The organism is Tardiphaga robiniae (assembly GCF_001618955.1).
GTDB classification, from domain to species: domain Bacteria; phylum Pseudomonadota; class Alphaproteobacteria; order Rhizobiales; family Xanthobacteraceae; genus Tardiphaga; species Tardiphaga robiniae_A.
Window position 1 is genome coordinate 331558 of sequence record NZ_LVYV01000012.1, and the last position, 12581, is coordinate 344138.

General features: G+C 62.1%; 9 protein-coding genes. 5 read left to right on the top strand and 4 right to left on the bottom strand.

Annotated elements, in window-relative coordinates:
- Positions 1-144 precede the first annotated feature (144 nt).
- Positions 145-3342: an efflux RND transporter permease subunit gene (locus A4A58_RS14790; RefSeq protein WP_068733275.1), complete on the top strand. Its 3198-nt coding sequence runs from the start codon at positions 145-147 to the stop codon at positions 3340-3342.
- Positions 3332-4540, top strand: a complete 1209-nt coding sequence (locus A4A58_RS14795) for an efflux RND transporter periplasmic adaptor subunit (protein ID WP_068733277.1) — start codon at positions 3332-3334, stop codon at positions 4538-4540. Before A4A58_RS14790 ends, A4A58_RS14795 begins: the two co-directional genes overlap by 11 nt.
- A gap of 65 nt (positions 4541-4605) precedes the next feature.
- Here A4A58_RS14795 and A4A58_RS14800 read toward each other — a convergent pair whose 3' ends face one another.
- Genes A4A58_RS14800 through A4A58_RS14810 form a run of 3 tightly spaced genes read right to left on the bottom strand, consistent with a single transcriptional unit; the run spans position 4606 to position 7736 of the window.
- Positions 4606-5061 (bottom strand): PaaI family thioesterase, encoded by a 456-nt coding sequence (locus A4A58_RS14800; RefSeq protein WP_068733279.1) that lies wholly within the window; start codon positions 5059-5061, stop codon positions 4606-4608.
- Between the two features lie 6 nt (positions 5062-5067).
- The gene (locus A4A58_RS14805) at positions 5068-6585 is read right to left on the bottom strand and encodes an acetyl-CoA acetyltransferase (protein WP_068733281.1); all 1518 of its coding nucleotides are present in this window, start codon (positions 6583-6585) and stop codon (positions 5068-5070) included.
- Positions 6586-6602: 17 nt separating this feature from the next.
- The gene (locus tag A4A58_RS14810; RefSeq protein WP_068733283.1) at positions 6603-7736 is read right to left on the bottom strand and encodes a nitronate monooxygenase; all 1134 of its coding nucleotides are present in this window, start codon (positions 7734-7736) and stop codon (positions 6603-6605) included.
- Between the two features lie 211 nt (positions 7737-7947).
- Between A4A58_RS14810 and A4A58_RS14815 the strand changes: the two genes are divergently transcribed.
- A complete protein-coding gene (locus A4A58_RS14815) occupies positions 7948-9609 on the top strand; it encodes a flavin-containing monooxygenase (RefSeq protein WP_068733285.1) in 1662 nt (553 codons plus the stop codon).
- Between the two features lie 165 nt (positions 9610-9774).
- Here the strand turns inward: A4A58_RS14815 and A4A58_RS14820 are convergent, their stop codons facing one another.
- On the bottom strand, positions 9775-10566 hold the full coding sequence (locus tag A4A58_RS14820) for an SDR family NAD(P)-dependent oxidoreductase (RefSeq protein ID WP_068733287.1): 792 nt from the start codon (positions 10564-10566) through the stop codon (positions 9775-9777).
- Between the two features lie 218 nt (positions 10567-10784).
- On the opposite strand from A4A58_RS14820, the gene A4A58_RS14825 reads away from it, so the two are divergent.
- Complete coding sequence (locus A4A58_RS14825) at positions 10785-11579, top strand: enoyl-CoA hydratase/isomerase (RefSeq protein ID WP_068733289.1); 795 nt, start codon at positions 10785-10787, stop codon at positions 11577-11579.
- Between the two features lie 3 nt (positions 11580-11582).
- Positions 11583-12581: a phosphotransferase family protein gene (locus A4A58_RS14830; RefSeq protein WP_192855909.1), complete on the top strand. Its 999-nt coding sequence runs from the start codon at positions 11583-11585 to the stop codon at positions 12579-12581.

Below are 12581 nucleotides of genomic sequence, written 5' to 3' on the forward strand. Positions count from 1 at the left end.
TCATTCATGAACCGAGCCGATAGGCTTATGCCGGCCCGGCTCACTAATCGGATGCGGACGATCTCTCTAAACAGGTGAATTCGATCGTGGGCAGGCGGGCTTCCGCAGTGCCCCTCTCGTCAATGTATCGAGGACTACCCGTTCATGATCTCGTTGGTGCGCATCGCCCTGACCCGGCCTTACACCTTTGTGGTGCTGGCCCTGCTGCTGCTGATTGTCGGGCCGCTGGCCGCGCTTCGCACACCTACCGATATTTTCCCTGACATCCGCATCCCGGTCATCGGCGTGGTCTGGCAGTATACCGGCCTCCCTCCGGATCAAATGTCCGGCCGTATCACCACGCCGTTCCAGCGCGCACTGACCACCACGGTCAATGACATCGAGCATATCACTGCCAATTCCTATGCTGGCTTCGGCATCATCAAGATCTTCTTCCAGCCCAATGTCGACATCCGCACCGCCAATGCGCAGGTCACCGCGATCTCGCAGACGCTGATCAAGCAGTTGCCGCCCGGCGCCACGCCGCCGCTGATCCTGAACTATTCGGCCTCGACGGTGCCGATCATCAACGTCGCATTGTCGGGTGACGGTCTTACCGAACAGAACCTCGCCGATATCGGCATCAACCAGCTTCGTACCCCGCTGGTCACCGTGCCCGGTGCCGCGATTCCGTATCCGTTCGGCGGCAAGCAGCGCCAGATCCAGATCGATCTCAATCCCGGCGCGCTGCAGGCCCGCGGTCTGTCCGGTCAGGACGTCGCCAACGCACTGGCGGCGCAGAACTTGATCACGCCGGTCGGCACGCAGAAGATCGGCGAGTTCGAATACACGATCAACCTCAACAATTCGCCGCTGAAAATCGAAGAACTCGGCCGGTTGCCGATCAAGAGCGTCAACGGCGCCATGGTCTATGTGGATGACGTCGCCACCGTGCGTGACGGCAATCCGCCGCAAACCAATATCGTGCATGTGGATGGCAATCGCTCGGTGCTGATGCAGGTGCTCAAGGCGGGCTCGGTTTCCACGCTCGATATCATCTCCGGCATCAAGCAGAAGGTGATCGACTATCGCGCGGCGCTGCCGGACGCGTTGAAGATCAGCTATATCGGCGACCAATCCGGCTTCGTGCGCGGCGCCATCGAGGGCGTGGCCGTGGAAGGCGTCATCGCGGCCTTGCTGACGTCGGTGATGATCCTGCTGTTCCTCGGCAGTTGGCGTTCCACCGTCATCATCGCGGTGTCGATCCCGCTCGCGGTGCTCGGCGCCATCATTATGCTGTCGATGATCGGCGAAACGCTGAACATCATGACGCTGGGTGGTCTGGCGCTCGCAGTCGGCATCCTCGTCGATGACGCGACGGTGACCATCGAGAACATCAATTACCATCTGGAGCAGGGCAAGGACGTCGAGACCTCGATCATGGACGGTGCGGCGCAGATCGTGACGCCTGCTTTCGTATCGCTTCTCTGTATCTGTATCGTCTTCGTGCCGATGTTCTTCCTCAACGGTATTGCGCGCTTCCTGTTCGTGCCGATGGCCGAAGCGGTGATGTTCGCGATGGTCTGGTCGTTCCTGCTGTCGCGCACGCTGGTGCCGACCATGGCCAAGTATCTGCTGCAGCCGCATGTCCATCATGACGGCGAGAAGCCGCCGACCCGCAATCCGCTGGTGCGCTTCCAGCGTGGCTTCGAGGCCGGTTTCGAGCGTATCCGCGGCAGCTATCACGGCCTGCTGGATATGGCGCTGGCACGTCGCCCGGTCTTTGTGATCGGCTTCCTCGGCGTCGTCGCCGTGTCGTTCCTGCTGGTGCCGTTCCTTGGCCGCAACTTCTTCCCGTCGGTCGACGGCGGCGCGATCCTGATGCATGTCCGTGCCCAGGTCGGTACCCGCATCGAGGAAACCGCTAACCAGTTCGCCGATATCACCAAGGCGGTGCGCAAGATCATTCCGCCGGATCAGATCGAGACCATGACCGACAATATCGGCATGCCCGTCTCCGGCATCAATCTGACCTATAACAACACCGGCGTGATCGGCCCGCAGGATGGCGACTTCCAGATCAAGCTGAAGGAAGGCCACAGACCGACCGAGGAATATGTGCGGCAATTGCGCGAGCAACTGCCGCGGCAGTTCCCCGGCGTGAGCTTTGCCTTCCTGCCTGCGGACATCGTCAGCCAGATCCTGAACTTCGGCGCCCCGGCCCCGATCGACCTGCAGATCCGCGGCGCGAATCTCGCGGCGAATTTCGAATATGCCAACAAGCTGCTCGGCAAGATCCGTCGCATTCCCGGCATTGCCGATGCGCGCATCCAGCAGTCGCCGAACAATCCCGGCTTCAACATCGATGTCGACCGCACCCGTGCGCAGTATGTCGGCCTGACCGAGCGCGATGTCACCAACAGCCTCGTGGTCAACCTCGCAGGTTCATCGCAGGTCGCGCCGACCTATTATCTCAGTCCTGATAACGGCGTGTCCTATTCCATCGTGATGCAGACGCCGCAATACAAACTGGATTCGCTGGGTGCGCTGGAGACGCTGCCGATCACGGCCGTGAATGCCAGCAACAACTCCCCGATGCTCGGCGGCATTGCCAGCATCAATCGCTCGACCTCGAATGCCGTGGTGTCGCAATATGACATCCAGTCGATGGTGCAGATCTATGCCACCACGCAGGGTCGCGATCTCGGCTCCGTGTCCAACGATATCTACAAGGTGCTGGAAGAAACCAAGGCGGATGTGCCGAAGGGCAGCAATGTGGCGCTGCTCGGTCAGGTGCAGACCATGAACAGCGCCTTTGCCGGCCTGTTGTTCGGCCTGCTCGGCGCTATCGTGCTGATCTATCTCTTGATCGTCGTGAACTTCCAGTCCTGGTCCGATCCGTTCGTGATCATCACCGCTCTGCCGGCGGCACTGGCCGGTATCGTCTGGATGCTGTTCACGACGCAGACCACGCTGTCGGTTCCGGCATTGACCGGCGCCATCATGTGTATGGGTGTCGCAACGGCCAACTCGGTGCTGGTGATTTCCTTTGCCCGCGAACGCTACGCGATCCTCGGCGACCCCATCAAGGCCGCGTCCGAAGCCGGTTTCGTCCGCTTCCGCCCGGTATTGATGACGGCCCTGGCCATGATCATCGGCATGGCGCCGATGGCGCTCGGGCTGGGCGAAGGCGGCGAGCAGAATGCGCCACTTGGCCGCGCTGTCATCGGCGGCCTGATTTTTGCTACCATCGCCACGTTGATGTTCGTGCCGGTGGTGTTCAGCATGGTTCACAAGAAACAGCAGCCCGAAAATCAGCCTGCGGCTGACGTGGCTACCTCGGAGACTTTGCATGCCCACTGAGCAGACCCCCCCGGTGTCACGCCGCAAGCTCGGCCTGGTCGGAGTGATTGGCCTGTGCGCCGCCGGTGCCATCGTCGTGACCGGTATCATGGCCCGCGCCAAGACCGAGACCGACCTGAAGGCCTGGACCGACGATCAGGCGATCCCGACGGTCGCTGTGGCTCCGCCGGATGCCCGCGTCCTCAACGCGTCGCTCGATCTGCCCGGCCGGCTCGAAGCCTATTACCGCGCGCCGATTTTTGCCCGCGTCTCGGGCTATCTGAAGAGCTGGAGCGCCGATATCGGTGCACAGGTCAAATCCGGCCAGGTGATCGCCGAGATCGAAGCCCCGGACCTCGATCAGCAGTTGCTGCAGGCCCGTGCCGATCTTGTCAGCCAGCAGTCCAGCGCCAAACTGTCGGAAGCGACGCTGAACCGCCGCAAGACGCTGGTGGCATCGAATTTCGTCTCGGCGCAGGAAATCGACGAACGCACCGCCGATCTGAACAACAAGCGCGCCGCCGTGAATTCCGGTCAGGCCAATGTTGAGCGGCTGGAAGCGCTGGCCGGTTACAAGAAGATCACCGCGCCGTTCGACGGCGTCGTCACCCAGCGCAACACCGACGTCGGCGCGCTGATCTCGGGTGGCACCGGAACCGGCGCCGCGATGTTCGTGGTATCTGATATCAAGAAGCTGCGCGTTTATGTTGACGTGCCGCAGAGCTATGTGCCGGCGATCAGGTTAGGCGCCAAGGCGATCATTAGCGTGCCCGATCATCCGAACAAGACATTCCCGGCCACGGTGGAGGCCTCGTCGCAATCGGTCGATGTGGCGTCGGGCACCACGCGCATGCAGCTTGTGCTCGACAACCCCAACGGCGAATTGCTGCCGGGTGGTTATGCCAATGTGAAGATGAGCCTCGCGCGCGATTCTGCACCGCTGCATGTACCGGCCTCGGCACTGATCTTCAACAAGAGCGGCCTGCGCGTCGCAACCGTTGGACCGGACGACAAGATCCTGTTCAAGACCGTGACCATCGCCAGGGATCTCGGCCGAGACATTGAACTCGCGTCCGGCGTCACCGCCGACGACCGCATCGTTATCGCACCGCCGGATGGCCTCAACGACGGCGACAAGGTCCGTATCACCGGCGGTAGCAATGCTCCGAAGGGCGGCAAGCCGACGGCGGAGACGGAGAAGAAGGAAGTAAAGGGGTAGGGCGTCGACGCCTCGCTATGCCGGGCTCATATGTCTGGCATAGCGCTCCCTGCGTTTGCGATCGTCTAGTGCGTGATGCCCTCGCGATCGAACAGCGCCATCAAGGTGCAGCTCATTGCTGCGATCAGCTTCTCTTCGCCTCGCTCCACCGCAAAGGCCTGGCCCTCACAAACAGTTATGGTTCGGCCGGGCTTGAGCACGTGGGCCCGGAACAGGAAATGTTCGCCGCGGGCCGGGGCCAGAAAATTGGTCTTGAATTCGACGGTTAGCACCGCGGCATCGTCCGGCATCAGCGAGAAGGCGGCATACCCGCAGGCTGTATCCAGCGCTGTCGTGATGATGCCGGCATGAATGAACCCATGCTGTTGCGTATAGGCGGTGTTGTACGGCATTTTGAGTTCGACTTCACCGGCTGCCTGGCGAGCAACTTCAATGCCCAGTGTCGCCATCGCCGTTTGGCGGGCGAAGCTCGCCTGCACACGGGCCTCGAAGTTTGCATCTTTTGGAATGAATTTGGTCATCTCGCTTTACGGCGCCTTTCGCCACTCCAGCACGCCATCACCCGCCGTGCTGATCGCGCCTGAAGATCCCACGGGCGTCTTGTCCGGATCCATCAAAAACGCCAGCGTCGCCTGGTCTTGCACCGGCACACGCGCCAGCGTGCGTTCATTGGCAGCAGTGCGCAGGATCACCACGCCGTGTTCGATCTCGCCACCGCGGCCATAGATCACCGTGAAGCTTTCGACAGTGCCGTTGCCCGAGGCCTCGGTGACATATGTCGGAACGGGCTTGCGGTTGCGGTCGGCGTCAGCCTGCACATTGGTATCTTGCGCGAGCGGCTGTTTCGGCGCGTCCTTCGACACCACCAGTGCGTGGTGCTTGGTGACGAAGCCGCCTTGCGCGTAAAGCAATCCCGTCTTGGTACCGGCGCGAATCTTGCGCACCATCGCGCAGGCGGCATGCGCCATGTAGTCGTTGAGTGGCGCGCCAAAGAACGTCAGACCGCCGGTCACAGTCGGCTGCACGTCACTGCCAAGGCCGAGGGTGCGGCGGGCCATCTTCGGCACGCAGGGGAAGCAGCTATAGAGCTCGATGGCGCCGAAATTCCTGCCGGAGCCTCCGACCAGATCCATCGCGACTTTCAGCACGGCATTCTGCGCGTGGCTTTCGACATACTGATCGCGGTCAAGATAGTCACGCGGCTCTTCGGCCGAGGCACCGCCCCAGATATGCACGATGCGATCCTCGGGCACGCCCGCAGCGCGCGCCTTCGCGAGGCTGGTGACGAGGATCGCCGCCGACTGGTTCACCATTGGATTGGCGACCATCAGCTTGGTATAGGGCCAGGCGATCAGCCGGTTGTCCGGTGTCGGTGTGGTGATCTCGTCGGGCGTATAAGCCTTCTTGATCCACGCCTCCGGATTGGTCGCGGCAACGCCTGCATAACGCGACCACAACTCGCCGGATTCGCGATGCGCCTCCCGCGGCGTCTGGCCCCAATGCGCGGCAGAGGCGGCTTCATAGAACGGATAGACCGTGACCGGTTTGGCCACGCCGAGCTTGGTGGCCATCGGCTTCTGATAGTTGGCGCCGCGCAGCGGCTCCGGCGCATCCTTGGCGAAGGGTGTCCAGGGCAGGTCAACCTTCGCGCGTTCGACTTTGGTCGCGGTGCCCTGCGATTCAGCGCCGGTGATCGCCGCGACCTGCGATTCGCCGCGCGCGATACGCTTGGCTGCTTCATGAATGTAGCGGATCGGGCTTTCGCCGCCGACCGGGCCGTAATAGGCGTGCTTCGGATTGATGCCGAGCTTCTCGCTGAGCTGCTTCTCCGGTGCGGTGTAACGCCAGCTCAGGAAGTTCACGATGTCGAGGGAGTCGATATCCTTGAGAAGTTTTGCGCCTGAATCCTGTTCCGCGCGCTTCAGCGCCTCGATCATCAGTGCGAGCGGCTCAAGCCCCGCAGTGAGCTCTTTCGGATGATCCGAAAATTCGCCGACGCCGACGATGACGGGGATGCGGTCTTCAGGTGGGTTCGACACTACCATTGTTCTTGCTCTTGCCTCTATTCCGAAACCAGCATGGTAAGGTGCTCCGCCGCTTCGGCGAAGTCCTCCTTGAACTCCTGCACAACTGCGCCCGCCGACTTGACGCTGTCAATCAGGCCGACGCCTTGCCCGACGAAATAGCTGACCAGATCCCGTGCCTGTGCATTGCCCGCTGCGGCTGACCGATCGATGGAGGCGAAAGCGTCGCGGCTGATCAGGCTCTGCAGTGGCATCGGCAGTGCGCCGGGACTGTCTTCGCCGCGATCCCAGGCATCGGTCCAGACCGAGCGCAACTGCCGCGCGGGCTTGCCTGTGCGTCCCCTGGAGCGGATTGCATCGCGCGACGAGGCGGCAATCATCTTCTCGCGAAAGATTTCGGAGGTTTCGGATTCCGTGGTCGCGAGCCATACCGAACCGGTCCAGACGCCGGCCGCGCCCATCGCCATACAGCCGGCCATCTGCCGCCCGGTCATGATGCCGCCGGCGGCCAGCACCGGCACCTCGCGCATCGGTTTGATGGCCTTGATCACCTCCGGTACCAGCACCATGGTCGAGACTTCGCCGCAATGGCCGCCGGCCTCGGTGCCCTGCGCCACGAGAATATCGACGCCGGCCGCAACCTGCCGGATCGCATGTTCCTTGGCGCCGACGAGCGCCGCCACCGGGACGTCATGGGCTTTGCCCATCTCGATCATCGCCTTCGGCGGCACGCCGAGTGCATTGGCGATCAGCCGGATCGGATGGTTGAAGGAGACGTCGAGCAGCCGCAGCGCAGTCTCGCCATCGAATGGCTGCGGCTGATCGGAGGAGACTTCGGTGATTTTGAGATCGACGCCGTATTTCTTCAGCAGGCTCCTGGTGAAGTCGCGATGTTCCGGTGTGATGCGGCGCTCGAGCGACTTCCAGGTGACGTCCTTCTCGCCTGCGGTGGAGATGTTTTCGGGGATCAGAACGTCTATGCCATAGGGCTTGCCGTCGACGTGATCGTCGATCCACCTCAGTTCCTGCTCCAGCGTGTCCGGCGAATGCGCGGTGGCGCCGAGCACACCGAAGCCGCCGGCGCGGCTGACGGCGGCGACCACGTCGCGGCAATGGCTGAAAGCGAGTAGCGGAAACTCGATGCCCAGCATCTCGCAGATCGGCGACTTCATCGGCGTGTCTCCCTGAATCTCTTGTGACCCGCTTCATGTGGCGAGTTCGTGATGAACGCTAGCGTATGGGGAAGGGCGATGCCAAGCGGACGAGGGGCATTCCGCCTGGCAAAATACCGGGGCAACGACGCCCGATTTCCTGCTTGCGCTTTCGCGTCATGCGGGAAATGCTGCCCATAACAAGCAAAGCAAAAAATCCGGGAGTGAATGCATGGCCGCTGCTCAGCCGCAACCTGTCTCACATCAGAACGCGCGTATCGATGTCGTGGTCGTCGGCGCCGGGTTCGCGGGGCTTTATTTGTTGTACAAATTGCGTGGCCTCGGTCTTGCCGTGAAGGTGTTCGAACAGGGCGGCGATGTCGGCGGCACCTGGTACTGGAACCGCTATCCCGGCGCGCGCTGCGACGTCGAGAGCATGCAGTATTCGTTCTCGTTCGATGACAAATTGCAGCAGGAATGGGACTGGAGCGAGCGCTATGCGCCGCAACCGGAAATCCTGCGCTATGCCGGCCATGTCGCCGATCGCTACGATCTGCGGAAGGACATCCAGTTCAACACGACGGTCAAATCTGCAGTTTTCGATGAGCGCGCCAATCGATGGACGGTGACGACTTCCGATGGTCAGGCCACCATCGCGCAGCATGTCGTGCTCGCGACGGGTTGCCTGTCGAATGCGCGTACGCCCGAATTCAGGGGCATGAAGGATTTCAAGGGCAAGGTCTATCACACCGGAAACTGGCCGCATGAGCCAGTCGATTTCACCGGCCTGCGCGTTGGCGTCATCGGTACCGGCTCGTCGGCGATCCAGTCGATCCCGCTGATCGCCGAACAGGCGAGCCAGCTCACTGTGTTCCAGCGCACCGCGAATTTCAGCGTGCCGGCGCGCAACGCGCCACTCACCGATGATGAGCGCAAATCGTTTCGCGACAACTATCCGGAGATTCGCCGGCAGGCGCGCGAGGATTTCAAGAACGGCATCGTGCAGCCGATTCCGGATCGCGGCGCGCTCGACGATCCGGAGCATGAAAGGCGTGAGAAGTATCATGCGCGATGGACATCGGGCGGGCTTACCTTCATGGGCGTCTACAATAACCTGGTCCTGGATCAGCGCTCCAACGATACCGCGGCCGATTTTATCCGCGAGAGAATTTCAGAGATCGTCAGCGATCCCGAAACGGCAAGGCTGCTGCAGCCGATCGATCATCCGGTTGGCTCCAAACGTATCTGCGTCGACACAGATTACTATGCGACCTTCAATCGCCCGCATGTGACGCTGGTCGATATAAAGGCCCATCCGATCGAGCAGATTCTGCCGTATGCCTTGCGCACCGGCGGCAAGGATTACGAGGTCGACGCATTGGTGCTCGCCACCGGCTTCGACGCGATGACCGGCTCGGTCGCCAAGATCGACATTCGCGGCCGCGGTGGCCAGACGCTGAATGACAAATGGTCCGAAGGCCCGCGAACCTATCTCGGCTTGATGAGCGCCGGCTTCCCGAACCTCTTTATAGTCACCGGCCCTGGCTCGCCATCTGTACTGTCGAACATGATCGTGTCCATCGAGCAGCATGTCGACTGGATCACCGACTGCGTCGCTTACATGCGTGACCGTGGCGCAGAGGTGATCGAGGCAACGCGTTCCGCGGAGGACAAATGGGTCGCTCATGTCAACGAGGTGGCGGCTGGCACGCTCTATCCGCAGGCTAATTCCTGGTATATGGGCGCGAATATTCCCGGCAAGCCGCAGATATTCATGCCCTATATTGGCGGCGTCGGCGTCTACCGGCAGATTTGCAACGATATCGCCGCGAAGGACTATGAGGGATTCGCGATGACGGTGGGGGCGCGGCCAAAGGAGGCGGTGGCGTCGTAGCAGAAGCACTTTCTTTCCCCTCCCCTCTTGCAGGGGAGGATGGATCGAACACGCGAAGCGGGTTCGAGACGGGAGAGGGGCCCGCGGAGTCCGCGCGTCGCTGCACCCCTCTCCCGCCTTCGCTTCGCTCAGGCACCCTCTCCCGCAAGGGGAGAGGGAAGAAAGCTAAAACGCCGTATACCCGCCATCGATCACGAACGTATCCGCCGTATGATACGATGACGCCTTGCTCATCAGATAGACAGCGATGCCGCCGAAGTCCGACGGTTCGCCGAAACGGCGCAACGGAATGCGCGGCATCACATTGGCGACGAATTTCTCGTTGCCCATGATTCCTGCGGTCATGTCGCTCTTGATCCAGCCCGGCAGGATCGCATTCGCTGTCACGCCCTGACGCGCCAGCTCGACCGCGAGCGCGCGGACCAGCGCATTGATCGCCGCCTTGGTCGCCGCATAGTGCTCGTTGCGCGCGGTGCCGAAGATCGAGGCGAGGCTTGACGTCGCGACCAGACGGCCGAACTTGTCGCCGGCCTCGGCGCGTTCCGTCATATGTCGTGCGGCGACCTGGAAGGCATGGAAGACACCGTCGAGATTGGTGGCGAACATGGTGCGCCACTGCTCTTCGGTGCGGTCGATGAAATTATGCCGGCCGCCGCCACCGATGCCGGCATTGGCGAAGCAGCCGTCGACACGGCCGAATTTTTTGAGCGTGGCATCCATCGCCGCCTTCACCGAGGCGGTGTCGGTGACGTCGCAAACCAGCGTGTCGACCTTGCCGGTACAGTTCGCCATGCTGGCAGCCGCCGCCTTGTTCTTCTCGGCGTTGCGGCCCCAGATCGAGACATTGCAACCGGCGGTGGCCAGCGCCTGCGCGATGCCGAGGCCGATACCGCCATTACCGCCGGTGATGACGGCCACGCGGCCGCTGAGGTCGAATATCTGTGTAGACGTTGCCATGTCAGCGTTTCCATGTTTGGCGCGCGTTATGCCGTGCGTCCGTTGGTGGGCTGGTGTTCCCCGGGAAGCATGGACAAGCGCGTCCGAAAAATCAAATATGCCGCCTGACATACAATCGCATGATCCCGAAAAGTGGATGCCGGTTTTCGGATCAGATCATGCCCAGACAAAGCTTCCACACCGCGGAATAAACACGCGGATCATCTCGCGAGGAAACCATGCAGTTCAAACACGTCACGCTCGATTTCGACGGCAATGTCGCCATCCTGAAGCTCGATCATCAGGAGGTGATGAACGCGGTGTCGGTCGACATGCTCGGCGGCCTCGGCGAGGCGCTGGACGAGATCGATGATCGCAAGGCGGACGTGCGCTGCGTGGTGCTCACCGGTGCCGGCCGTGCCTTCTGCACGGGCGCCAATCTTCAGGGGCGCAACAATCAGCTCACAAAGGCGCGCAGCAACGCCGGCGCCACGCTGGAGACCGCCTTCCATCCGTTCCTGCGCCGGCTGCAGAACCTGCATTGCCCGATCGTCACCGCGGTGAATGGCCCCGCCGCCGGCGCCGGCATGAGCTTCGCGCTGATGGGCGATCTCATTTTGTGCGCGCGCTCGTCCTATTTCCTGCAGGCGTTCCGCCGTATCGGCCTGGTGCCGGATTGCGGCTCGACCTGGATCCTGCCCCGCCTGATCGGCAAGGCGCGTTCGGTCGAACTGTCGTTGCTTGGCGAAAAGCTGCCGGCCGAGAAGGCGCTGGAATGGGGCCTCGTCAACCGCGTCTATGACGATGCGGCGCTGATGGATGAAGCCATGAAGCTCGCCCATGAACTCGCCAACGGCCCGACCATCGCACTGTCGCTGATCCGCAAGCTCTACTGGGAAAGCCCGGAGAATTCCTTCGAGGACCAGATCAATCTCGAGGTCAAATCGCAGCGCGCCGCCGGTGCTTCGCCGGACTTCAAGGAAGGCGTCGCGGCGTTCCTGGAAAAACGTCCGGCCAAGTTCACGGGCCAGTAAGCCTTGAGCACGGCGTCCGTCGCGGAGCTTTTGGCGCGCAGTGCGGCGGCGTGGTGTCCCGGCGCGGCAGGCGTGACATCCGCAGTGCGGCTGTCCGGCGGCGCCAGTCAGGAGACGTGGTCGTTCGACATCATGCATCCCGATGGTGCCATCGGCGCGATCCTGCGCCGCGCACCGTCGGGGTATGGCGCTGCGCCCGGCCGTGCTGCGGGCCTCGATGCGGAAGCGGTACTCATGCAACTCGCGCATGATGCCGGTGTGCCGTCGCCGAAGGTGCTGCATGTTCTCAAACCGGATGACGATCTGGGAACAGGCTTCATCATGCAGCGAGTCGCTGGCGAAACCATCCCGCGCAAAATTTTGCGCGACGATGAATTCGCCGGAGCGCGGCCCAAACTCGCCCGGCAATGCGGCGAGATCCTAGCCGGCATTCACGGGCTGTCCGCTGCAAGCCTGCCGCAACTGCGCCGCATGAATGCCGCAGCAGAAATCGCCGAATTGCAGCGTGAGATCGACGGTTTTGGCTGGCCGCGCCCGGTGTTCCAGCTGGCGCTACGCTGGTTGCGCGGCAACGATCCCGGCCCATCAGAACGCGTCACTTTGGTGCATGGCGATTTCCGCCATGGCAATCTGATAGTCGGGCCCGATGGCGTCCGCGCCGTGCTGGATTGGGAACTGGCCCATCTCGGTGATCCCATGGAGGATCTCGGCTGGATCTGCGTCAATTCCTGGCGCTTCGGTGTCATCGACAAGCCGGTTGGCGGGTTTGGTACTTATGAAGAGTTGTTCGCTGGTTACGAAGCGGCTAGCGGGATCGCTGTCGATGCACAGCGGGTGAAATTCTGGGAAGTGATGGGCACGCTGCGCTGGGGCGTGATGTGCGTTGGCATGATGCAGCGGTTTCGTCTCGGGCCGGATCATTCGATGGAGCGCGCGATGATCGGGCGGCGGTCGTCGGAAACCGAGATTGATCTGCTCAGGCTGTTGGCACCGCGAGGTTAA

What these genes read in the sequence shown, in the direction of transcription:
- A4A58_RS14790 (WP_068733275.1), top strand. Translation starts at nt 145, where the DNA reads ATGATCTCGTTGGTGCGCATCGCCCTGACCCGGCCTTACACCTTTGTG.
- A4A58_RS14795 (WP_068733277.1), top strand. Translation starts at nt 3,332, where the DNA reads ATGCCCACTGAGCAGACCCCCCCGGTGTCACGCCGCAAGCTCGGCCTG.
- A4A58_RS14800 (WP_068733279.1), bottom strand. Translation starts at nt 5,061, where the DNA reads ATGACCAAATTCATTCCAAAAGATGCAAACTTCGAGGCCCGTGTGCAG.
- A4A58_RS14805 (WP_068733281.1), bottom strand. Translation starts at nt 6,585, where the DNA reads ATGGTAGTGTCGAACCCACCTGAAGACCGCATCCCCGTCATCGTCGGC.
- A4A58_RS14810 (WP_068733283.1), bottom strand. Translation starts at nt 7,736, where the DNA reads ATGAAGTCGCCGATCTGCGAGATGCTGGGCATCGAGTTTCCGCTACTC.
- A4A58_RS14815 (WP_068733285.1), top strand. Translation starts at nt 7,948, where the DNA reads ATGGCCGCTGCTCAGCCGCAACCTGTCTCACATCAGAACGCGCGTATC.
- A4A58_RS14820 (WP_068733287.1), bottom strand. Translation starts at nt 10,566, where the DNA reads ATGGCAACGTCTACACAGATATTCGACCTCAGCGGCCGCGTGGCCGTC.
- A4A58_RS14825 (WP_068733289.1), top strand. Translation starts at nt 10,785, where the DNA reads ATGCAGTTCAAACACGTCACGCTCGATTTCGACGGCAATGTCGCCATC.